The 24,833-nt window shown below is 53.6% G+C and carries 15 protein-coding genes; 11 read left to right on the plus strand and 4 right to left on the minus strand.

Annotated features, from left to right (window positions below; translation table 11 throughout):
- Positions 1-35: 35 nt before the first annotated feature.
- The 5 genes from ACR3ZL_RS17065 to ACR3ZL_RS17085 all read left to right on the plus strand — a co-directional run bounded on the left by ACR3ZL_RS17065 (position 36) and on the right by ACR3ZL_RS17085 (position 9,013).
- Positions 36-1,001, plus strand: coding sequence for a hypothetical protein (locus ACR3ZL_RS17065; RefSeq protein ID WP_473651914.1), 966 nt, complete (start codon positions 36-38; stop codon positions 999-1,001).
- 71 nt (positions 1,002-1,072) lie between these two features.
- The gene (locus ACR3ZL_RS17070) at positions 1,073-2,923 is read left to right on the plus strand and encodes a hypothetical protein (RefSeq protein ID WP_473651913.1); all 1,851 of its coding nucleotides are present in this window, start codon (positions 1,073-1,075) and stop codon (positions 2,921-2,923) included.
- 314 nt (positions 2,924-3,237) lie between these two features.
- The gene (locus ACR3ZL_RS17075; RefSeq protein WP_486172808.1) at positions 3,238-5,238 is read left to right on the plus strand and encodes a M60 family metallopeptidase; all 2,001 of its coding nucleotides are present in this window, start codon (positions 3,238-3,240) and stop codon (positions 5,236-5,238) included.
- Positions 5,239-5,743: 505 nt separating this feature from the next.
- Complete coding sequence (locus ACR3ZL_RS17080) at positions 5,744-7,471, plus strand: purine-cytosine permease family protein (RefSeq protein WP_486173590.1); 1,728 nt, start codon at positions 5,744-5,746, stop codon at positions 7,469-7,471.
- Between the two features lie 51 nt (positions 7,472-7,522).
- Positions 7,523-9,013, plus strand: coding sequence for a mannitol dehydrogenase family protein (locus tag ACR3ZL_RS17085; protein ID WP_473651909.1), 1,491 nt, complete (start codon positions 7,523-7,525; stop codon positions 9,011-9,013).
- A 74-nt stretch (positions 9,014-9,087) separates the two neighbouring features.
- Here the strand turns inward: ACR3ZL_RS17085 and ACR3ZL_RS17090 are convergent, their stop codons facing one another.
- Complete coding sequence (locus ACR3ZL_RS17090) at positions 9,088-10,953, minus strand: endo-1,4-beta-xylanase (protein WP_473651908.1); 1,866 nt, start codon at positions 10,951-10,953, stop codon at positions 9,088-9,090.
- Positions 10,954-11,333: 380 nt separating this feature from the next.
- On the opposite strand from ACR3ZL_RS17090, the gene ACR3ZL_RS17095 reads away from it, so the two are divergent.
- The 6 genes from ACR3ZL_RS17095 to ACR3ZL_RS17120 all read left to right on the plus strand — a co-directional run bounded on the left by ACR3ZL_RS17095 (position 11,334) and on the right by ACR3ZL_RS17120 (position 20,809).
- Entirely contained in the window at positions 11,334-13,457 is a 2,124-nt protein-coding gene (locus tag ACR3ZL_RS17095) for a sensor histidine kinase (RefSeq protein WP_473651907.1), read from the plus strand.
- A gap of 170 nt (positions 13,458-13,627) precedes the next feature.
- The gene (locus ACR3ZL_RS17100) at positions 13,628-14,236 is read left to right on the plus strand and encodes a response regulator (protein ID WP_473651906.1); all 609 of its coding nucleotides are present in this window, start codon (positions 13,628-13,630) and stop codon (positions 14,234-14,236) included.
- A gap of 434 nt (positions 14,237-14,670) precedes the next feature.
- Positions 14,671-15,939 carry a DUF1559 family PulG-like putative transporter gene (locus tag ACR3ZL_RS17105; protein WP_473651905.1) on the plus strand — a complete coding sequence of 423 codons (1,269 nt, stop codon included), beginning with the start codon at positions 14,671-14,673 and terminating at the stop codon, positions 15,937-15,939.
- 399 nt (positions 15,940-16,338) lie between these two features.
- Positions 16,339-17,580: a DUF1559 family PulG-like putative transporter gene (locus tag ACR3ZL_RS17110; RefSeq protein WP_473651904.1), complete on the plus strand. Its 1,242-nt coding sequence runs from the start codon at positions 16,339-16,341 to the stop codon at positions 17,578-17,580.
- A 25-nt stretch (positions 17,581-17,605) separates the two neighbouring features.
- Entirely contained in the window at positions 17,606-17,824 is a 219-nt protein-coding gene (locus tag ACR3ZL_RS17115) for a hypothetical protein (RefSeq protein WP_473651903.1), read from the plus strand.
- Positions 17,825-18,274: 450 nt separating this feature from the next.
- Positions 18,275-20,809, plus strand: a complete 2,535-nt coding sequence (locus ACR3ZL_RS17120) for a peroxidase family protein (protein WP_473651902.1) — start codon at positions 18,275-18,277, stop codon at positions 20,807-20,809.
- A gap of 133 nt (positions 20,810-20,942) precedes the next feature.
- On the opposite strand, the gene ACR3ZL_RS17125 is transcribed toward ACR3ZL_RS17120, so the two are convergent.
- The 3 genes from ACR3ZL_RS17125 to ACR3ZL_RS17135 all read right to left on the minus strand — a co-directional run bounded on the left by ACR3ZL_RS17125 (position 20,943) and on the right by ACR3ZL_RS17135 (position 24,791).
- A complete protein-coding gene (locus tag ACR3ZL_RS17125; protein WP_473651901.1) occupies positions 20,943-22,283 on the minus strand; it encodes a putative sensor domain DACNV-containing protein in 1,341 nt (446 codons plus the stop codon).
- A gap of 295 nt (positions 22,284-22,578) precedes the next feature.
- Entirely contained in the window at positions 22,579-23,730 is a 1,152-nt protein-coding gene (locus tag ACR3ZL_RS17130) for an L-threonylcarbamoyladenylate synthase (RefSeq protein WP_473651900.1), read from the minus strand.
- Positions 23,727-24,791, minus strand: a complete 1,065-nt coding sequence (locus tag ACR3ZL_RS17135; protein ID WP_473651899.1) for a ThuA domain-containing protein — start codon at positions 24,789-24,791, stop codon at positions 23,727-23,729. The genes ACR3ZL_RS17130 and ACR3ZL_RS17135 overlap by 4 nt, the downstream gene beginning before the upstream one ends.
- Positions 24,792-24,833: the final 42 nt, after the last annotated feature.

A 24,833-nucleotide genomic window follows, 5' to 3' on the forward strand; every position in this document is an offset into this window, starting at 1 on the left:
AAACTCAAAAACCGAGCTCAAAAACTTTTGCCCCCATGAGGACACCGAACGACGTGAAAACGGAGAATGACCAGAAACAGACAAGCGAACAACGCGGCACCGATTGCGTGTTGACCTTGATTCTTCGCGTCGCTGCGTTCCTGTGTTTCGCTGGTTGGACCTGGGTTCACTATTACTGGGAAGCTCCCTACGGGGTCTTGTTTTGGCAGGACGCCACTTATGAGTTCGCCAGCGAGCAAGGTGTCAGTTGGGATGAGTTCATTGGAACGGGCAGCAACGACGGATGGTTGCAAACTTGGGTGTCCCGGATCACTTGGTTGTACGTTGCATGTAGTGTGCTAGCGCTAACCGTGCGTTCGAAGTCCTATTTCCAAATGGCGGCTCTTGTTGGCGGCTGTGGAATGTTGACCGTGTTGAGCTACGCCAAGTACGTTGCGTCCCAGCGTCAGTTACCGATGTTTGTGGAACATGGCGGCCAGATGCTCGCCCCCGTGTTGTTAGTGGCGGCATTGTTATTCGGTGCCCGTAATAGGGTTACGATGGTCCTAGCGATGATCGCATTGGTGATGACGTTCGCCGGTCACGGTTGTTACGCGATCGGACTGTGGCCCACGCCAGGAAACTTTTACGGCATGATTTCATTGTCGCTAGGCGTCCAGTACGAAACGGCCAGCTCCATGCTTATGGTTTTTGGAATCCTGGACTTCGTCGTTTGCGCAACCCTATTCATTCCCTACCTGCAACGTTGGGCAGCATGGTATGCCGTGTTTTGGGGCTTCTTAACCGCCTTGGCACGTCCCGTCGCGGGCATGTCTTTTGACTTGAACTACTGGGGAGCCGATCAATACGTCCACGAAACGGTACTTCGAGCACCACATTTTCTCATCCCCTTGTATCTTGCTATCCTGTGGGCAAGGCAGAAGTCCACCCAAACAGCGGTCGCAACGCCTGCCGTTCCTTCAGACGCCCCGTCCGGCGTGGTCTCCGCCGCCACCGCCTGAAGCCACAACTTAATCCCCTCACGTGAAGTCTTGCTAGACAGACTTCGATCCAGCCCCACCTAGGAAACCCGATGAAGCCGCTTCCCCGATTCACCCTGTGCTGTCTGGCACTCCTCATCGCCGCAACGCCGTATCTAAGTACTCCTGTTTCTGCTCAACAAAAGAAAAAGAAGCATGCCGACCTAAGCATTCCTAAGGTCGATAAGAAGGATGTCATTTGCTTCGCCCTGTACACCGTTCACGACAAAACACTCAAGCTAACGGCGCAGCTATACCCACTTTCAGACAGCGATCCAAAGACCGTTCGTTTAGAAATTGAAAAGGACGGCAACTGGACCGAAGTAGCTCAAGCCGCCGTAATCCAGCCAGGCTGGACAGCGCTGTTACGAGTCGAAAACTGGGACGACACCAAGGATGCTCACTACCGTGTTGCCCACGGCACCGAGGCGTTCTATGAAGGAACGATTCGTCGCAATCCGACTGATCAAGATGAGATTGTCGTCGCCGCGTTTACCGGCAATTCGATTCACCCCGGGCATGGTGGCGACATCTCGCGACAAGACCTCATCGACAACGTCAACAAAGTCGACGCTGATATCCTCTTCTTTTCCGGCGACCAAGTTTACGATCACAACAGACACTATGCTGCTTGGTTGAAATTCGGTCGCGACTTCGGCGACATCATTAAAGATCGACCAACGATCTGCCTGCCCGACGACCACGATGTCGGCCAGCCCAATTTGTGGGGCGAGAGCGGCAAGATCTCAACACTCAGCGGTGCCGCAGATGGTGGCTACGCCAAGCCAGGTGTTTACGTCAAGGAAGTCGAACGTGCTCAAACGAGCAATCTTCCCGACCCCGTCGATCCTCGAAAAATCGGCCAAGACATTGGCGTCTATTTTACGAACCTCAATTGGGGAAACATTGATTTCGCCATCCTCGAAGATCGCAAGTTCAAAACCGGGCCCGCCGGCCGAGTGCCAAAGCAAGGACCGCGTCCCGACCATATTCGCAACCCCGAGTACGATCCCGCCAGCGTCGATGTCGAAGGTGCCGTGTTGCTTGGCGAACGCCAACTGAAATTCATCGATCAATGGGCCAATGATTGGACAGACGCGGATATGAAGGTCGCATTGTCCGCCACCATCTTTTGCGGTGGCGCTCACATCCACGGCACCGCCAACGGACGATTGCATGCCGACATGGATTCCAACGGTTGGCCACAAACCGGACGCAACCGTGCACTGGAAGGGTTACGAAAAGCGTTCGCATTCCATCTGGCCGGTGATCAACACTTGGCAACCCTCTTCCATCACGGCGTCGACGAGTACCGCGATTCCATCTGGTCATTCTGCGTACCGTCGATCGCCAACCTTTATTTACGTTGGTGGCAACCACTCGAACCAGGAGCGAACCGTGAACCCGGTGCTCCTGAATACACCGGCGACCAGCTTGATGGTTTCGGTAACAAAGTCACCAACTACGCTGCTGCCAATCCGGACAAGGTGCCTGCGGGTAACCTGCTCAACACGCGAGCAGCTGGATTCGGAATTGTTCGCTTTAACACCAAGAAACGCGAAATCGAAATGGAATGCTGGCCGCGAAACGTCGATGTCACCGATCCCAAGGCGAAACAATACCCGGGCTGGCCGCGAACCATTAGCCAGTTCGACAACTACAACCCGCCATCTTGGGGCGAGCTAGGTCAGCTGAACTTTGACGCGGAGAATCCTGTTGTGCAGCTGATAGATGCAGACAATAACGAGATCCTTTACACGGTTCGTGCGAATGGAAAATCGTTTACACCGAAAGCCCCGAATGGCAAGACGTTTGTTATCAAGGCCGGCAAGGACGCCCCGACTAAGGTTGTGACCAGCGATGCCAAAGTGGGTAGCGAACCAGCGACCGTCACGCTGGACTAAACACGGTTGATCGACCGTAGAAATATCCCTATCCAGATCAAGTGATCGACGACTAACAAGACGCCGTTTACTTGGCCTGGATTCTTCTATTTGGCGGCCCACGATGCGCACCCTCGCGATCCCGTTTGCTCTTTTTCTCGGCGCGATGTTATGTCGATCAGCCGTGGGTCAGGAACCATCGTCGCCCGCATCACCCAATGGGTCGGAAAGACGCGGCGAATGGATCGCTGGAATCGATGAAGTCGCACTGCCTGGATCGGTTGGGTCGTTATGTGTCTTCGGTCCCCAAGCGTTTCCGATCGTGACGGCTGAGCATGAAACCGTTCGATTACCAATCATTGCCGGTGCTCAACTCGGCGAAGGCCGGGTCATCGCTTGCGCACGGCGGTTTTGTTGAAAAGGACTTCCAAGACAGTGACACGGCCAAACTCATGTTGCGGTTGGCACAGTGGGCAAGTCGGAAACCCCAAAACAAACCGATTCGATTCGGCGTGCGTCAACCGCGTGGCCTCTCAAAAGTTCTGGTCCGTGCTGGCCACCTTTCCGTCAAGCTTGATGGTGCAAACTGGACCGACCAGATCAGCGACTTGGATTTGCTAGTCTTGCGAGGTGATGAAATCAGTCGAGCAAGTATTGCCCCGCTCAAGAAGTTCATTTCCGAAGGCGGAGGCCTGATCGTTGCCGATGCGGCATGGGTATGGGACGGTTACCACAAGAAGCGGGGCGAGTCATTGGCAACCGACCATCCACCCGGACAGTTATTGGCTTCCGCTGGAATTGCGTGGACCCGAGGTGGTGTGGTCCGTGACGCGGCGGGCGGCACCCAAGTGCAAGCGGAGCTTCCCGCAACCATTCATGCATTGGCGGCGATTCAAGCGATTCGAAACGACACGCTAAAAACGGATCATCAATCCGAACAAGCCCGAATCGTCCTTGAACAAGGATTCGAAGCTATCTCGCCAACCAACTGCCTACTGATGCCTGAGATCGCGGAACTGGCCCAGTCGGTCGACATTCGCGAGTTGAAAATCAACCTGTCCGATCGCCGCGGTGTTCGCGAACTGCGTCAGCGAATAGCGGTCGGTTACGAAACGGTGCTGACCCAAAAACTACCCATGACTTCCATGCGTGCATCCCGCCTGGCGGATCAGTTTCCCGGTTCAGTAACCACCGATCAAAGAGTCAGCCACTCAATGACCATCGACGGAAGCATCCCTCGCTGGCACAGCACCGGGATGTACGCAGCCCCAGGCGAACGAGTCGATGTCACCGTACCCGCAGCGGCCGTTGGTCGCCGAATGTCACTACGCGTTGGCGCTCATCAAGATCGATTGTGGCACAAGCAATCATGGCGACGTGCTCCCGAAGTGACTCGTACTTTTGCCATTTCCAGCCCTTCGATGCAAATCGCCAATCCATTCGGCGGATTGATCTATATTGAACTTCCGGACGATTCGAAAGGTGAGGACATTGAGCTCAACCTCAGTGGCGTTGTCCCTTCGCCAAGATATGTCCATGGCGAAACAGATATCGCTAAATGGCGCAGCTCCATCAGAGATCTACCTGGACCGTGGGCCGAGATCGGTAGCGACAAGATCATCTTCACGATTCCGTCGACATTTATTCGTCGCCTTGAAAACCCCGACGAGGTGATGACGTATTGGAATGAGGTCATGGACGCTTGCGCGGACCTTGCTGCCATCGATCGCAATCGTGAATCACCGGAGCGTTTTGTGATCGACGTGCAGATCTCCGCAGGCTACATGCACGCCGGTTATCCCATCATGGCCCCCAAAAACTTGGCTGGCGAGGTCTTAGACGTGGCAACGCTTCGCAAGCAAGGCAATTGGGGTGTGTTCCATGAAATAGGACATAACCATCAATCATCCGATTGGACTTATAAGGGCATGGGTGAAGTCACCGTGAATCTGTTTTCGATGTATGTCTTTGACACCCTACATCCTGGCGTGAAGCAACACCGACAAATCCAACCGGACCGAATCGCTGAAATGATTGCCGAGTTTGAGCGTTCGGGAGGTAACGTCGGTCCTTGGCCCAATCTCATTCCATACATCCAACTTCAACGCGAATTCGGCTGGGCTCCGTTCAAGGCGGTTTTTCAGCAGTATCGGCAACTGCCCAAAGAACAACGGCCCCGAAATGACTTAGACAAACGCAGCCAATGGATGGTGCGGTTCTCGAAACAGGTCGGTCGAAACCTGACCCCGTTCTTTGAATACTGGAAGATCGAAACATCCAACGAGGCGAAGGTGACCATCGCAAACTTACCGCCATGGAACGGCGACGCCAGGTGATCACCGGTCAGCAAACGGGAAACCGGAACTCTCGCCATCAGTGTTACAGCGAGCCCCCCTTTCCAAAACGCGTTTATCTGAAAGTGTCATGTTCGATGTCTCAATGAGCATCGGCTGATGAGTCACCGCCCTCACATGCTTTCCACTGCGCGGCATCGTTAAAGAACAGCACGACGGTCATCGCAGCAACAACGTCAAAACAACATCTTCTCGAACACAGACAGAAACCACTTCTTCGTCACCCCCAGACGCGATGGGCCTGTGTTAGACTTAGACTGCAGTTGTCGTCTTCGCCATGTCAACCAAACAGTGTCCCATTCAGAGCGTCTGGATTCCCACCAGAGTTAGTTTCAACATGCCAAATCGACGGATTTCGCTTCACGGTAGCCCATCGTTAGCCAAGCTTTCAGGACTTACTTGAATACTATCCTAAAGTGCCGCCAACAGTTCGACTTCCGCAATCCCCTCATCTTCTCTTCCAAAGTCAAATATGAGTAGCACGCCTATGAGCACCGATTCGAGTGCGCAAGCGATTGCAAACATGAAGTCGGAACAGCTTCCGATTCCGGAACATAAGCTGCACGGTTGGAGCCACTTCCTGGGTCTTTACGCTGGCGAGCATGTCGCAGCGACGGAGTTCGTCATCGGAGCAACGTTCGTTGCGTTGGGTGCGACAACGATGGACATTCTGGTCGGTTTGCTGATTGGCAACTTCCTTGCCATTCTAAGCTGGACCCTGATCACGGCGCCGATCGCTGTCCAAACCCGCCTGAGTCTCTACACGTATCTTGATAAGATCGCGGGCGACTCGATGACGAAGCTCTATAATTGGGCAAACGTCCTGATTTTCACGGTCATCTCGGCCGCGATGATCACCGTCTCTAGCACCGCCGTTCGGTTGCTCTTCAACATACCGGCGCAACTAGAGTGGTATCCCAATAGTGCACCGTTCGTGGCAGTTGTCCTCGCGGTGGGTGCGATCGTAGTCTTCGTGGCAATGTACGGCTTCAACGCGGTCGCGGAATTTTCCAGCATTTGCGGACCATGGCTGGTGGTGATGTTTACCAGCGGGGCACTCGTCTTGTTCCCTGCTCTCGCTGAATCGGTTCTAGGACGAACTCAGTTGCTGGGTTTTGCTGATTTCATCACCATCGGGGACCAATCCATTTGGACCGGGATCAACAGCAATGGAGAACCCGGCATCGGCTTGCTTGAGGTGATTGGCTTTGCTTGGGCGGCTAACACGATCACACACTTCGGACTGATCGACATGGCGTTGCTGCGATATGCGAAGCGTTCGATTTACGGATTGTGCAGCAGTGCGGGGATGCTATTCGGTCACTACGTCGCATGGATCGCAGCGGGCATCATGGGTGCCGGCACCGCGGTTTTACTTAAAACAACCATCAGTGAACTCGATCCAGGCGATGTCGCTTACCAGGCACTGGGGCTTTCGGGATATGTGATCGTGATTGTCGCTGGCTGGACGACTGCGAACGCAAACTTGTACCGAGCGGGCCTGGCTGCTCAAGCAATCTTCCACAATCACTCACGACAAAAAGTAACCCTTACCGTCGGCTGCATTACCGTCGTGATTGCATGCTTCCCGTTCGTGTTCAGCCAGATGCTTCCGCTGCTCACCTATGCTGGACTGATCGTTGTTCCTGTTGGCGGCATCGTCTTCGCCGAACACATGGTCTTCCCTCGTATCGGCTTCACTCGATACTGGGTGACCTACCGAAAACTGAGCCACAGCACGCCAGCGGTTGCTTCGTGGATCGCAGGGCTGGTATTCGGCTTTGGTCTTAACGCGTTGAACGTGATGTCGTTCTTTTATCTATTCCTGCCCACCTGGCTTTTCACAATTGTGGTCTACACGTTGCTAGCCAAAGCGTACGGAGCGGCGGAACAGTATCCGGTAGAGGAAGAACAGGAACGCCAACTCAATGTGGCGATCAAGGAATTCCAGGCGAAACAAGCGGTCGCCGAAGGCGATCCGGTCACCGACGCATCCGTGTTTACGAAAGCGTTACAGGTGATTGCTTGGTCCAGCCTTGCATTGACGCTAATCCTCGCCTTGATGGTGATGTTTCGCAGTCCCGACTTGGATACCTATGAAGGCAATGCCGCGATTTTCTACACATGGGGATTCGCCTTTACGATTTCGTATTTTGTCTCTGCATACTGGGTACTTCGCCGAAAGAAGGCACTGAACCTGCACTGCGTCGATTGACCAAGCCTCCTTTCAAGCAAGACGTCCAACACACCATTCCGCGAGAATTTCATGAACGCTCCGTTCCGCCTTAACCAGGAAAACCTATCACGCCTGCCAAGCGAAATCATCCGTCCCGACTATGACCGCAGCCAGCTTAAAGCCGGGATCGTCCACGTCGGTGTAGGCGGCTTTCATCGCTCCCATGAAGCGTTCTATACCGACGAACTGATGAAAACCGGCGACGCATCGCAGTGGGGAATTTGCGGTATTGGCTTGCGGGATGCCGACCGCAAGATCGCAACGATCCTGAAAGAACAGGATTATCTCTACACTCTGATTATCAAGCATCCGGGCGGGAAGATCGAAAACAGAGTGATCGGATCGCTAATGGACTTCATGATGGGGTGCGATGATCCGGCGGCCGTCATCGACCGTATGGCGAGCCCTGAAACAAAGATCGTGTCACTGACAATTACTGAAGGTGGGTACAACGTCGATCCGGATACAGGCGAATTCAACTTATCCAATCCCGACGCGAAGCACGACATCGAAAACCCAACCGATCCCAAACTAGTGTTTGGATATTTGACAGCGGCATTGAAAAAACGTCGTGAAAATGGGTTGCCTGCCTTCACCGTTCAATCGTGCGACAACATTCAGCACAACGGTAATCTGACCCGCAAGATGGTTCTCGGTTTCGCTCGCGAGCAAGATCCTGAGTTAGCAGAGTGGATCGAAAGTGAGGTGCGGTTTCCTAACGCAATGGTCGACCGCATCACCCCCGTCACCACACCCGCCGACATTCAATACCTAACCGACAATTTCGGGTTACAAGATGAGTGGCCGGTCACGTGCGAGCCATTCTGCCAATGGGTCATCGAGGACCAATTCTCCGACGGCAGACCGCAGTGGGAAAAGGTTGGCGCCCAATTTGTTCCTGACGTCACTCCCTACGAAAAGATGAAACTCCGCTTACTCAACGCGGGACACTCAGTGTTAGGCATCCTAGGTTCGATCTACGGCCACGGAACGATCGATGAGTGTGTTTCGGACAATCTATTCGCCGCGTACCTGCGCAAATTCATGGATGTGGAAGCAACACCGACCTTGGACAGTGTCGAAGGCATTGATCTAGACGCCTACAAGGACACGCTAATCGAAAGATTTGGCAACCCCAACATTAAGGACAACCTGGCGAGGATTTGCCTGGAAAGCTCTAGCAAACTCCCCGTATTCTTGGTGCCCACCATCAAAGAAAACCTCCAGCAAGACGGCAGCATCGAGTTCGCTGCACTCGTCGTGGCGACTTGGTGTTACTACAGCGACCGGGGTGTCAACCAACACGGTGAAGAGCTCGAGATCGTCGACGAATTGAAAGACACTTTGCATGAAGCTGCTCAACAAACTCGAGACGACCTGCTGTCGTTCTTACGCGTGAAATCAGTTTTCGGTGATTTGGCAGAAAACGAGCGGTTCGCCAAGACCTATACCGAGATGATCGACAAGGTCTACGAACAACCCGACGTCTCACTGCAAATGCGAAAGATGCTAGATGCTTAAGAGATGTTCAACAGTCAGACCAATAATGGTCAGCTAACGCAGTCACCTATAAATCGGCTCGCCAGTATCGCAATTCAGTTCGCCGGGGGCACTTTAAGTGTCACTTCGAGGTCTTCGTCGGCGCGGATTTCCCACGTTTGGTCGCCTACCGTAACGGCATAGTCGCCTTTAAATACACGCGAACTGACCGAGCCCGTGTCATCCAATCCAGCGTCTACGTTGGTGATCCATTTCTGGGTCGTCAGTCCCACCCATGCTTTGCCCAGCGGGGTCAGGTTCCACTGTTTGTCATAGAGGGCCGAGTCGGGACGCCAGTGCGACCCTGCCCAAAATCCCCACGTGATGATGCCATCGACATCTGGATGGGAAAAGCATGAGGTTAAGAAGTCGCGAGTGAAATCGGCCATCAAATCTTGATCTGATACACCAATATCAAACTCAGTAATCATGATCTTCTTGCCGAACTGCCCCCATCGATCAAGCTCGCGAATAATGCGGTGGGGTGGCGTCAAAATTTCACCGAAATGCCCTTGGATGCCGATCCCGTCAATCGGCGCTCCTTCATCGATCAACCGACGAATTGTCATTTCAAAATGGTCTTTGTGGTACGTGTTCACGCCCGCACGGACCAGCCCCGCGTAATCGTTGTAATAGAGGTCAGCTTCTGGAAGAACACCATCAGCAACTTTGAAGAACTCGGAAAAGCACTCCGTGCCAAGGTGCTCTTCAAACTCACGATTGTCGAAGGTCTCATTGAGCACATCCCACTCGGTGACGCGACCGCGAGTTGCATAGCCCATTTCGCGAATGTGAGTATTGACGACCTGTTTCAGCGCGACGGGATCATCGTAAAGTGATGTAATCCACTTCGGTGAATTCTTCTGTGCGGGCCACACAAGTACGTGGCCGCGGACATCGACACCATTATCGTTGCACCAATCCATCGCTGACAACACCTGGTCGTGTTCGTCACTGGTTTTCTTGTCCCAAAACTCCCATTTCAAACCGTTCTCGATCGTGACCACGTTAAACAGTTTCTTCAAAACCGAACGGTACTTTTCCGCATCAGCGTCTTGACGTCCGATCATTCCAACACTCGCGGCCGTACCAAAACGGAATGCATGCTGGGTCTGCCGAATCGATATGGGTTGGCCCGACAATGGTTTCCCATTGGCATCGGTGATTGTCAGTTTCAAATCGCACTTACGATGCTTTTCAATGCGTTGGTCTGCTTCAACTCGCCAAGCCGCGTCCAATTCGCGGCCGGTGTACGACCGAGGCGACATCGGCAACGAATCGAGCTTTGTCCCCGGCGGGTATTTCCAAACCTCTAATCCGCCTACTTCGATCCGCTGGGGTGAGTAACCGATCTGCAGTCCAACGCCGCATTCGCCAGCGGCGTAGTCTTCCTTCGAAACGCATCGAACCCAAACGCGTTTCCATTGGTTGTTCGGACTCGTCTCGACTAAGTACTGCACACTCTTAGTGTGCGGTGAACTGCGTTTTTCAAAAACGATCTCAACAACCCCGCCATCGCCTTCAATCGTATCGCCCTGCTTTGAAAGGGACTCACCACGAACCCAAAGACCGATCAACACACAATCACCTGCTGCGATTGCGACGTCAGACTTAACGGACAAACTGGCGTCCCATGTGTTTCGCGGCTGATCAAAAACGGTGATTGCAACCGTCTCGACATTCTTCAGTTCGGCTTCTTCAATCGATCTCGTTCCGGTGGAATCGATCTCATGTTTCAGAACGCCAGCAACATAAGAACCAATCTTTTTCGGTGAAGCAGACTCCGAAAACACAAGCCTTTCACCACCAGCGGGCGCCATCAGCGGCAGCGTTTCTTCGTTAGCAAAAGCCGGCTTTTCCCCGCAAAAAGATGCGAAAGCGAGACCAACGGACAACAGGCCAATCGCCATTTTCTTAGTCATAAGAGGGGGTACCAAGGTGAAGAAACCAGGTGAAGTTTTGTCGATTACGCGATTTCGTTGTAGTCGATCCGGTTGCGATTTCTAGTGCAAAATCTTTCCCGTCAATTCACAAACCGGGTGTGAAGCGGGCCCGGTTGTCGGCACTGATCATTGTGGACAACCGCCATATCCCGAGTCGAGCAGGTCTGCGTCTATCAATGGTTCATCCGCCGCGAAAGACAGTCTGCAATCTCTTTGCGCTGCAACCATGATGGTTCAATTGATATGGTATTAGGATGTGAGACACTTCGTCTAACATGCATTTGTCTTGTTGAACACATCGCGCTGGCGTGGCCAAAAATCGATGTCTCAAGAACTTCAATAGAACTTACGTAGGCTACATGGTGCTCATCAAGACACTCATTTGTTTAACCCTATTTTCGATTCTGCCGTCACCGCAGACCGATCCAACATTGCCGGACGAAGAGTCGAGTTCGCCATCGACCGTTGCGTCGATTCGCAATTTGTCCAACGAGGAAGCGAATCACGGTTATCCAGTTCAAATGAGGGGAACCGTTATCCTTGCGTCACCCACTAGTTTCATTTTCCACGACGGTGAAACTGGCATTTGGTGCGACAAGCCGCCCGGCGACAACGAGTTTCGTGTTCGTCTTACCGCTGGGATGATCGTCGAGATCGAAGGTCAAACCAACCGTGGACATAGCGCTCCTATCATTAAGTGCTCCAACGTTTCGATCGTTGGCGCGGGCGAACTTCCGACACCTCGAAAGTCCACCTTGGCTGAATTGCAATCCGGCGTGCTCGATTGTCAGTGGGTGACAATCGACGGAGTCGGCATCAGTGCCCAGCAAGGGAATTTCCTACAAATGGCAGGCACTAGCGTGGTCGTTTCGACGTTCGGCGGCAAGTTCTTTTTCAACTCAACAGCAATTTCGCCAGAGATGATGGAGGCGGTCATTGATGCCGAAATCACTGTCACCGGAGTCTGTCTGCCGCGTTTCAACAACCGCGGCAACGTTCTCGATTCGGACATCATGTCGAGTGTCTCGGATGGTTTGCGAATCAACAAAGAGGCCAACAAGGATCCCTTCGACAGCAAAAAAGTGACTTTGGGTTCTTTGTTTGAGTTTGATCCGGTGTGGAGTCCAACGCATCGCAAAGTCGTTACTGGCACTGTCACCGCGTGCGAGCCTGGACATCAAATTTTCATTACAGACGGACAGCACAACCTACGCGTGATTCCACAAACGTATGACATTTTTGAAATCGGTGACGTCATTCAGTGCGCCGGATTTCTGGAGATGGAAGCCAACTTTCCAATGCTGAGAACGTCAGTTATCGAAAAACTTGGTAGCGAGGAACCACCCGAACCGACCCTAGTCACACCGGAAATGGTGATGTCCTTGCAACTCTTGGCACCGAACTCTCACCAACAGGATTATCAAGCTGGACTCGTTCGACTTTCTGGCAACCTGATCGCGGTGGAGGATCAACTTGGCAAACCCTTCCAACTCATTCTGGATGTCGACGGATCTCTTGTCCCAGTGACGCTTGCTTCGTTCCAGCCACCACGGCACCTGCGAAAGATCCGGCCAGGAAGCACACTCGAAGTCACCGGAATTTGTTCGATACGAACGTCCGATCGTCCAGAGGTGAATCGCATGCTGCGTGCTGAATCATTTGAGATTCGCCTGCGTTCGCCCAAAGATGTCACCGTCGTGACAGCGGCGTCCTGGTGGAACGCGACACGATTGCTGTTATTGCTTGTTGGTACAGCAGCGCTCTTGTTAGCTGCTCTTTTGGTCATCTTTTGGATGCGTCGGCGGATTGCTCAACGTGGATCCGAGTTGGCCGAAGCTCGTCGGGAAAAGGATGCTCTCGAACTAGTCGCCGCCACTACGAAACAGGAACGGACGCGGGTCGCGGCGGACCTACACGACACGCTTGAGCAGTCGCTCGCCGGAGTGGCACTCCAACTAAGGGCAATCGAAACGGCGCGAACGAAGGACCTCGCCGATCGCAATCTGTCATTAGCAACACAAATCCTGACGCAATCACGTGAAGACCTACGACGAAGCGTTTGGAATTTACGGCTAACCGATTCGGGTGTCACACTGTTGCGAGAGGAACTACGGAAAACTTGCTTGGCGATTTTTTCAGTCACGCCCATTACGGCGGAAGTGGGCGGAAAAGGCAACGAGCGTAAACTCGATGTCTTGACGACTGATAACCTCTTGATGATTGCTAAAGAAGCGATGACCAACGCGTTAAAACACAGCAGCCCCAACCGCATTCAAGTCGATGTCGACTACACCGTGAACAGCGTTACTGTTTCAGTTTCCGATGATGGTTGCGGGTTCGATTCCGAACGAGTCGCTGGTACTCACGAAGGCCATTTTGGACTGACGGGCATGCGAGAACGCGTTCGCCGGATCGGCGGCGAACTGGTGCTGGTTAGCAATCCTGAACACGGGACTCGCGTCGAAGTGACGGTCCCTTGTTGAGTTTTGCCACTGCTTTCATGCAACACTTGTGGTTTCCGGGAATTAGCTAAAACTTCAGCCAACTCACCTCTGCCCTACCCAACCCGTGGCAATCAGCTAGAAAAGATATTCGATATTACTGGACTGCATGTCTGGTTTCATCGCTCGCCCAATAGGATCACAATAGCGGCATGACCATACGAATCCTTATTGCCGATGACCACTCCCTGCTTCGCGTTGGATTGGTATCGATGCTCTCCAACGAACATGAATTTTCGGTTGTTGCGGAAGCCCACGACGGTGAACAAGCAATCGCGATGTTCGAACAACATCGTCCTGACATCACCATTCTGGACGTGCGGATGCCCGTACTGGACGGGATCGAAACTCTGGGCCGAATCCGAAAGATTCAATCCGATGCTCGGGTGATCATGTTGAGCACCGCCGAATTGGAAGAGGAGGTCTCGCAGTCCCTTAAACTAGGCGCTGCCGCATTTGTAACCAAGGCTGCACCACCGGTTACGTTGGTTGATACGATTCAGCGGGTCCATGCCGGCGAGGTGATTCAGCACCCACTTATGGAAGCCCCCAGTGCGATGCACGAACACCTTTCCCCGCGCGAGATCGAAGTGCTGCATCTGGTCGCTCTCGGTCACAGTAACAAACAGATCGCGGTTGATCTAAGCCTTAGCATCCATACGGTAAAGACCTACATCAAAGGAATCCTGGCAAAATTCAACGTGAAAGACCGAGCGGGTGCAGTATCGGTTGGGTACGCCAAAGGAATTCTGAAGGTCTGATCGTTCAATATCGCTGCGGTCGAGCCCACCAAGATTGCTAGCTCTCCCCGGTCATTTTGCATTCGGGGGGGCAACGTCCATGTCTCCAACGACAGGGGCTCCTTCGCTTGCTGCACACCTGATTTGACGTTTTTGGCAATTTCTCAGCCCTAGATCTTGGCCTATCAGCCCTGGCTTTCGGATAGATCGTCATGGGGCAGAACGATTCGCAGCCAGAAAGATTCCGTGATTATCGCTCGAACGAGCGAATTGCTAGGACGATGGAGGCTTCTAACATGAAGGCATACGTCGCGCCCTTATCTCTCCACAAGCCATTCGCCACTGGCGAGCCTGTGCACCAGTACGTCTCGATCAACTGGAGAGAGTGGCAGCGACTTCTATTCTGCCTCCCATTCGCAAGCGGTTGGGTGGATTTTTAATCGCGGAGAAATTAAATGATCGTTCGAAATCATGTTGAGTCCCAAAAGCGACTTGCATTCACCCTGGTTGAACTCTTGGTCGTGATTGCAATTATCGGCGTTCTGGTCGGGCTACTATTGCCCGCCGTTCAGGCCGCTCGTGAAGCAGCCCGCCGAATGAGTTGCAGCAACAACTTCAAGCAAATTGGCTTGGCTGTTCACAACTATCACTCAGCCTATAAGCAATTGCCCCGTCAGAAAACCGGAACAGGCATGCTAAGCGCCACACTGAATTGGACTAAGAAGAGCACCGTTCTGAATCACGAAGAACTCAGCGTTCTGGTCGGTCTAACCCCATTCATTGAACAGCAAGCTATCTGGGAACAGATCAGCAATCCCAATGCACCCGATACTGGATTGACCACTTCGAGTGGATGGACGGCGATGGGCCCCACTCCAGAAAACGAGTCATACGGTCCATGGTCGACTCAAATCCCCGGTTTCCGTTGCCCTAGCGACCCGGGCCAAGGACTCCCCTCACTCGGTCGGACCAACTATGCCGCCTCACTGGGTGATTCGTTTTACGATATGAACAATGGTCCCTCGGATCTTTACCTTCGTCGCACAGAAGCTGCCGCATTGCGTGCTCGTTCCCACTGCCGAGGCTTCTTTGTACCAAGACAGTCGATGAAGTTTCGCGACGTTCTTGATGGTCTTTCCAATACGATCATGATGGGTGAGATCGCGACGGATTTAGGAGATAACGACATTCGGACTGCAGCGGCCCGGCAGATTGGTGGCAGCAACATCGACCATGCAGCGATGGCGGCAAACCCATCGAGTTGTGGAGCTACCGGTGTTGACCCGCAGCGTCCTTCCTTTTGGTTGGATTCAACTTCGACCAACCCCGAGAACGACAGTGCGTTTGGTCGCGGTTACCGCTGGGCCGATGGCAATGCGAATCATACGGGCATCACCACAATCTTGGCTCCCAACTCTGCGGTCTGTGCGACCGGACGTGCCGCGCTGAATCAAAACGGCAATGACTATCAAGGACCGGACGCCAACCAATTCGACAAGACGATCGGAATCTATGGCCCCAGTAGCCGTCACCAGGGTGGCTGTCACGTTCTGATGGGCGATGGTGCAGTCAAATTTGTGACTGACTCGATCGAATCTGGCACACCGACGACCCCCGTGGTTCTCTACACCGGTGGAACTCCAGTCGGCTCGAAGAGCCCTTACGGACTTTGGGGTGCACTGGGTACACGGGCCACTCGTGAAGTAATCAAAGAAGAGTTTTAGTCTCTACCGAGAACCGTCATTCAGACCGCGTAGCGTGTCCCGTCCTTTTGGACTGGGCACGCTTTTTTAATGCTTTTCTTCCAGCGACGACACTCCGATCGCTACGCAACTAGCAACTAGCAACTGGAAGAATGCCCTGACACTCCATCCTGCCCAGGTCGCAAGAAAACTTCTGAAGCCACAAAAAAATCGGCATTATCGCTCGAACGAGCGAATTGCTAGAGCGATAGACGCCTCTAACATTAATGCATACGTCGGACAGTGTCTCTCCATATGCCATTCGTCGCCAGCAAGGGTGCTGATCGCAACGTTTTGGCCGTTTGGAGCGAAACATGCCGGCTTCTGTTCTACCTCCCATTCGCAAGCGTTTGGCTGGATTTTTAATCGCGGAGAAGTTTAATGATGGTTCGAAATCATGTTGAGTCCAGAAAACGACTCGCTTTCACACTGGTTGAACTCTTGGTGGTGATTGCGATCATCGGCGTTCTGGTTGGCCTATTGCTGCCCGCCGTCCAAGCCGCTCGAGAAGCCGCCCGGCGGATGAGCTGCAGCAACAACTTCAAGCAAATTGGCTTGGGTGTTCACAACTACCACTCGACTTACAACAAGCTGCCGGGCTATCGAACTGGCACCAACGATGGACAAGGCTGGCCACCTGGATACACCCAGAACAGCAACATTTTCAATCTTAGTCCGCTTGTTGGAATCTTGCCGTTCATCGAGCAACAGGCAATCTGGGAGCAAATCTCCAACCCAAGTATTGAGAACTCCAACGGAACCACTCGCTCGACCAGCGATCCTTGGCCAGCAATGGGCCCCACCGTCGATGGCAACGATCAATACGTGCCATGGGTAACCGAGGTGCAAACCTATCGCTGCCCAAGCGACCCGGGCGTCGGAGCTCCCGCCTATGGACGGACCAACTATGCAGCCTGTTTGGGCGATAGCTACGGCCAGCCAAACGGCGAATACGTTTGGTGGAGCACGACCGATCGGCTTGCCGACCAAAGCTGGGTTGTAAACAGTCGCGCTGGAGATCGCGGAATGTTCTTCGCACGTAAACAAACGGCTTTCCGCGATTGCCTAGACGGACTCGCGAACACCATCATGTATGGCGAAATCACGACCGACTTAGGCGACAACGACAAACGAACTCGCGCCGCTGTCCACCAAATTGGTGGTGCCTCGGCACTGGAACACAACCCTCTGTCTTGCCGAAACGGCTTGGATGCAGAACGCCCTCAGTTTTGGGGATCGGCCGCGACTTTCACCAACTGGGCTGGTGCACCACGACTGCGCCGGGGTGCTCAATGGGCAAGCTCGTTTGATATCAACGGTGGCTTCCACACCGTCCTTCCGCCAAACTCCGAAATTTGCATGGACGCCGGTGCAGGCGATTGGGGCGGGGTCATGACCGCCCGCGGGAACTACACCGCATCCAGCCGCCACCAAGGTGGTGTTCATGTCTTGATGGGTGACGGAGCCGTCAAGTTTGTCACCGACTCGATCGAGGCCGGTGACAGTTCCGAAGGGAACGTTACGCCGACGACGAACAAAGGTGGTCGTCAAAGCCCTTATGGTCTTTGGGGTGCCTTGGGCACACGGGCCAACAAAGAAACTCCTGACATGTCCAATTTCTAGTCACCAGTCCAACCGGAGTGATAGCATGAAGAATTTGAAATACGTCTTCGCGATGATCCTGCTCTGTGCAGTTGGTTGTGGTGACGACAGCGGTACCAAAAGCATCTACAACGAAGACGAGATGGCGAAGTACCGCCAAAGTCCAGAAGAGCTGAGACAAGGAATGATCGAAGCTCAAAAGGCGAACCGAACCCGTGGCCAGGAGATGGCCAAAAAGATGAGAGAAGCCGCGGCAAACAACTAATAGCCGAAACAACTTTTCGCCGGAGATTCCCCGGTCGATCCAAAACCGACGATATCTACACAAGCCCGACTTCCACTGGAGGTCGGGCTTGTTTCGTTTTTGAGTGGTTGTGCGTAGAGCTAAATGCGTCGTGCCGATTTGCTTTTCAGCAAGTTCGAGCGGCTACTTCCAGGCATAACCAGACGGCTTACGCCGTATCGATCGGTTTTTTGCGGCAAGACGCAAGGCTTTTGTTGTCTGGGGTCATGAATCATTGATACCTGACCCTCCCGGCAAATCGCATCTTCAGCATTAAACGCTGCTCCATCTCAGCGTCAGATGATGTTTCCGGCCTCATTAAGTGTGACATTACCGCGTCCCATTCGCCCTTGAAGGGGGAACCCATCCGCGGTCTCGCAGATCCGCTTCGGGCGACTCTTCTCTCCACACATTTCTGCCGCAGGTGAACAGATGGAAAACTTCTTCGGACGTTGGACAGGTCCCCGTCAACCCACAAGCCGTAAAGCATCAGCCAAGAAGCAGGGCCAACTGCGCCGGAGCACGCGTCGACGGTTGAAACCGGAAACACTGGAAGCGAGACAATTGCTAGCCGCAAACATTTTCCACAATGACGTCATTCCAGAAGATGTCAATCAAGATGGCGTTGTCTCGGCCGTCGACGCGTTAACGATCATCAACCGCATGAACCGGCCATCCCAGGAACGAGGCAATGACGGTGGAACCCTGCAACGCGGTCCCGGTGAAATGACGGACGTCAATGATGATGGACTGGATAGCTCGCACGACGTCCTAATGGTGATCAATCGACTGAGTCGCGACAGGGGAAGCTTTGGCTCGCCCAATCGCGGCGACAGCCCTGACGTCGACACGGACCTTCCCGCGGACGAAGAGGAACTACCTGGCGATTCGTCAGAGGAATCGTCAACGGAGACGCTCATCGAAGGACTGCCAAGTGAATACCGAACGATCGATGGTTCCGGCAACAACCTTGAGGACACTGAACTGGGTACGACCGGCACCCAATTGATACGTGTCGCCGACAGTGACTACGCGGATGGAATCTCAGAACCGGCTGGTGAAGATCGCCCCAGTGCCCGTGAGATCAGCAACGTGCTGGCGACCGATGAAGAACTGATCAGCGATCGAAACCTTTCCGCCTTCGTTTACGTTTGGGGCCAGTTCGTTGACCACGACATATCACGAACACCGTCAGGCGGAGAGTCTTTTGACATCGAGGTTCCGATTGGTGATGAATACTTCGACCCGTTTGGCACCGGAACTCAAACCATCTCGCTAACGCGATCAGCCTATGACTCCGAAACCGGAGTGGATTCCGCTCGCGAGCAGATCAACTCCATCACGACTTGGCTTGATGGATCGGTCGTTTACGGTTCAGACGATTCCACCGCAACAGCCTTAAGAACGCTATCAGGCGGTCTATTGAAAACGAGCGACGGCGACCTATTACCTTACAACAACGAAGAAACATTTCCCGATGGAACGTTGGCGATGGACAACGATGCGGGCATTTTCCCCGACGACGAATTGTTCGCCGCCGGCGATGTTCGCGCGAACGAAAACATCGAGCTGACCGCGATCCAAACCTTGTTCGTTCGCGAACACAATCGCTTGGCGGCAGAAATCGCCGCGGCAGATTCAACGTTGACCGATGAAGAAATCTATCAACAGGCCCGTGCGATCGTCGTCGCGGAATTGCAGGCGATCACGTACAACGAATGGTTACCTGCCTTCTTAGGTGTCGATGCGATCAGCGATTATGAAGGCTATGACTCCTCGGTCGATCCGACGATCGCCAACGAATTCTCCACCGCAGCGTTCCGGTTCGGACATAGCTTGCTAGGCGACGATGTCGAGTTTTTGGACAACGAAGGGAACGAGATCGCTGACGAAATCCCGTTAAGTCACGCATTTACCAATCCGGAAGCAGTGTCCGAGAATGGAATCGATTCCATCATCAAATATCTAGCTGCGGATCCTTCGTCCGAACTGGACATTCAGGTCGTCGACAGCGTCCGCAACTTCCTGTTTGGACCTCCCGGTTCCGGCGGTTTTGATTTGGTAAGCTTGAACATCCAGCGTGGACGCGACCATGGGTTGTCCGACTACAACACAACGCGTGTTGCCTATGGACTGGATCCCGTCGACAGCTTTGCCGACATCACCTCGGATCCTGTTCTTCAGGCCAAGCTAGAACAACTCTACGGCACGGTCGATGATATCGACTTGTGGGTGGGGGGACTCACGGAGGACCATGTCGACGGTGCGAGCGTGGGTGAAACCTTCCTTACGATCATCTCGGACCAATTCGAACGGCTTCGCGATGCAGACCGGTTCTGGTACCAGAACACATTCTCGGGAGAAGCACTGAGTGAGATCGAAAGCACCACGTTGGCCGATGTGATTGAACGCAACACCGAGCTGACCGATCTACAAGATGATGTTTTCTTCTTTGACTCATCGGTTTCAGGAACGGTCACTGCGGAATCCAGCAAGCGTGATTCCGCACAAACCACCCGCAACTCAAAAGGCAAAGCTGCTTCTGAAGGTGTGGCGGATCAAGTCGTGCAATTGGTTAGCGATGGAGAAGTCGTGGCGGAAACGTCGACCGATTCTTCCGGTAGCTATCGCTTTGATGTGCAAGACGGCCTTCGAACGGGGCAATACGAAGTTCACCTCGTTTCAACGACGGACGATGGAAGTTCGACGATTGCGATCAAAGAAATCGCGATCACGACGGGCGATGTCCATCTACAAGACGTTAACTTTTCAATCGAGAGCGATCCTTCCAGTGATGGACCGGAGCACGATGGTGATCACCAGAACTCCGGCCCTCGTCATGATTCCAGTCCGCGTCCGAACTCAGACCCTCGTTCCAACTCTGGCAATGGCCAACCGCTACGTCCTGACTTGGTCGATCCGTTCTTTCGCGAACAAGAGAACGCATTCGGAAGACGATCACGGTAGCACCAAAGCGAGGTAAGTCCCATCACCGACATGCCAGACGATCCCGGTTGCCGTGCGAATGGCACCGGTTGATCGACCAGGACAGATTGCATTTCGACCGACACGTCAATGTGTGCGATGCCGATGAAAAATCTTAAGGAAGATAGGGCCAATAAGTCAGCTTACCTTCGTGTTGAGCGACAAATCGGACATCTCCATCTTGGGACACGATGACTGCGATTGCTTCGTGGCATCCACTGACCAAACGATAGGCTGAACGATGGCGGGTGCCGGACGTGTCAGCCGGTTCGGCAACAAACGACTCGACCTCCAAATCCAGTGCCTGATGAATTTTACGGGCGTGACTGTTGCCGAGAATCTCGCCGCCAAATCCAATCAACTGAAACGTGTGATCCAAGACAAGCGAACCGTCCACACTCATCAAGTCCGCTAACAAATGACTGAACTCAATCAGCGCCTCGGTCATCTGTGTCACTTCAGAATCCTGCATACGCTGGCAATCGTCCCACGTCACCACCGACAAGCCTAAGAGTTCACCTACAATCGTAACCCTCTGTAGCAACCGCACCATCAAACGACGGAACCTCACCGTTGATTCATCGGCGGCAAAGCGAACACGAAAACGAAACCACTCATTCAGCGTCCCCTCTGTACCAACGCCTCCATCACCCGCGCCAGTCGGTAGGTAGACCAAGATCCCACCGTGGCCACGGGTACGGACCAGTCGCAGCGTTCGCTTGACTGTCGCTTGGGCGACGTCGCGAATGAAGTTATCGCAAATCTGGCAATTCAGTTCCGTCGAAGAGTTAGAACTAGCATCCAGTTCTCCCATCAATGTTTCCCGAACCGATCGAAACCGCTGTTGCAGCCACAACGATTGAAAAGGATCAAATCCATCCGTGTGCAATTGTCCCCGGCTGGATTCAAGAATCCGCGTGTAACCGGAACCGGCGATTAAGTGTCCCGGGCTCAGCACTTGAACCAATAGGTTTGGCGGTAAGTGGACGTCTTGGCTTCCGCCGAATCGCTCACCCGTTTCTTGGGTTCGGTTCACCCAATCCGTCCCGGTCACAATCATGCCCCAGACGACCAACTGGCCATCTTCGTCATTGGTAACGCCCAACACGGCGCGATAGAAACCGGCCGCTGCGGCAAGCTTCCGAAGATTGTGCGGCGAAAACGTGGTAGGCACGTCAAAAGTCAAAACATGAAGCGTGCCGATCCCATCCAAACCGTCATCGGCCAATGTATCCGGTGCAGCGTACATCACTCGGCACTGCACCGGTTCGCCTTCTTCACGTAGCAAACTCGCTTGGTACATCGTGTCGAGTAACGCTACCAGCGTGGCATCATTAGGCAACAATGCAGCGTCTTGACCTTGCGCGAGCCATCGTGAACGCAAAACCGCAGCCATGCTGCCGGGATAGGCGGAGAAGTCATTCATATTAGCGGTAACACTTCGTTCGGATTCCATTCCAAGGCCTGCGTGTACGAGCCGAAGCCTATCGAAATTAGCTGCGAACCATTGAATTCAACAATCCAGTCGAATGATTCAATGCAGCAGGCCCAATCGCCACCTGCTAAACCGAATGCTCGCTCATACGTACGCAGCTAATAGTTAGGACGGTTCGAAACCTATTTATGTACGAAAACCCTGCTCGAACCGCCAAAAAGTGTTCCAAACGTTGAATTTCGCTGAACGGCTGCTCATCTGATTGGCGAAATCAACCGCAAAAGGGATTCGAAGGCTCGTGTTTTCAGCGATCTCGCTACTGATGGGCAGCTCGGCGCAATCGATCAAGAATTGCAATGCCGATTCCCGATTCACGGCACGCAACGATCTCGATTCGGTTGAATCGCGATTCGTCAGCCCTTCTTAGGACAGCATAGAGATTCGCAGCAGCGGTTTCGAGACGACCATCCGGTGCTAGCGACCAAAGATTCTCGCCAACGCACTCGGCTCCCGAAGCTTCGATCGGTTCAAAAACAATTCGCAACGTATCCTCGCGAACCGGTGACCGATCACCCCTTGGCAGTAACACCAGTTCCGTCTGCGGCGAATAATGCTTGGCAAATTGCCCCGGAGCGATCGCGGTTTGTTCTTCTGAAATCGAATCGGGAGTTGATCCTTCCAGCTTTCCCGCCAGTCCACCGTCCACGGATTCAAGTCGCTGATCAATGGCATCCACGCCCAAATAGCCACTTCGTAAAACTCGCGGCGGATCGGTCGAACTTCCCAGGTGCACGATGGTGGATTCAACACCGACACGACAGGCACCGCCATCCAACACCATCGCGATACGATCTCCCAAACCCTGCCGAACATGCTCGGCGGTCGTGGGGCTGACATAGTTCGAAACGTTTGCACTGGGCGCGGCTACCGGAACGGCCCGTCCCGCCAACTCCTTCATTATCCTCAGCACCGCGAGTGCCACCGGATGATCCGGAATGCGAATTGCGACGGTGGTCCCGCCCGCCGTGACGGCATCCAGAACGCTATCCCGTTTGGGACCGATCAGGGTCAGCGGCCCTGGCCAGAATTCCGACAAGCATTCCAGCCGTTGCTGCACGACTGAATCCAGCGGATCGGCGAAGAACTGACGCACGTCATGGATATCAGCAACATGCAAAATCAACGGATTGGTCCGCGGCCGTCCTTTCGCTTCGAAAATACGATCGATCGCATTGAGATCGTCACCGCGAGCAGCCAACCCGTAAACGGTTTCGGTTGGTAGACCAACAAGTTCACCGGCCAGCAAGAGTTCAGCGGCGCGTCGAACCTGCTTGGTGTCAACGTCGACTTGGCCTACCAACAGCGGCCTGTTGCCTCCTTCGTCAAGCGTTGGAACAACGGCGGACGCCGAAGACCCTGTGCTTCGGACATCCGAGCTCGCTTCTCGATCGACACCAAACTTGCTCATGGAGCAAAGATCATCCGGTTACGTGGGAAAGTGCTGGTGGACTTCCCCAAACCGAAATCGTCCGGCTTCAGCTTACGAGCCAAATACGCTTCACCGCTGACAAAGCCATAAAAGGTTGGCTCATAAGGGTCCACGAACGAGACGTCCGCATGGGCCAGGACTTCTTGATCGGTCAAGAAGTAGGCTGCGTTGACGATCAAGCGACGCAGGTCTTCGCTGCGGAAATCGACTGCGGCACCCGCTGTTGTAGCGAACGTCTGCCCCACTTTTCCACTTTGAGGTTCGTAGTCTTTCAGCCACGCGAGCGGCATCATCGGATCATTCACTTCTCCGTCGACCGGTGGCGAAGCGGGATCGAGCACCTTCAACACTTGACCTCGCAAAAGAATCGTGGCGTTTTCGTCATCGACGTTGAACACGCCGTAGATATCCGAAGCGGTGTAGATGTCTTCGACGCTTTGCAAAATCGGGTGCTGTGCATTGGCTTCGACGCGAATCGCACGTCCGCCCTGGACCATGTGCTCGCCATGATGCGAGTGCCAATTTTCGCCAACGATTTGGATCCCGAAGTTTTTCCAGTCAAAGCCAGCGAATTTGCCACTCTTAAACGCATGCGTTGCAGTTCGATAGGCAATGAACGGCTTGCCGGCTTGCATGTAGTCGTAGATCGGCCGTATTTGATCGTCGGGAAGCACGCGCCAACGGGTCGCCAGGATGCACAGGTCAGCCGAATTGAGTGCTTCGGTACCGGGAATATTGTCGTTTTGGTATGGGTTGATGTAGCCGGTTTCTTTGTCGATCGCAAACAACACCGTGCACTTGAAACCATGACGCTGACTTAGGATCTTCCCCAGCATCGAACAGGATTCTTCCGAGCGATATTCTTCGTCACCGGAAATCAGCACGACATGTTTGCCGTTGCTGGTCCCTTCGGCAGGTTCGAAAACCAGCGTGTCGGCCGCAATCGCTGGCGAAAGCCCAAGTGCGGACGTAGCGAGGACAACAACTGATGTAAGCAGGAAGAGTTGCGAGAACGCAAACCCAAGAAGATTTCGTGTCATGAGACCCGTGTGTTGCATTAGGGGGGACAGGAGTGATTCCCC

It is taken from the genome of Rhodopirellula sp. J20-39, from assembly GCF_057365095.1.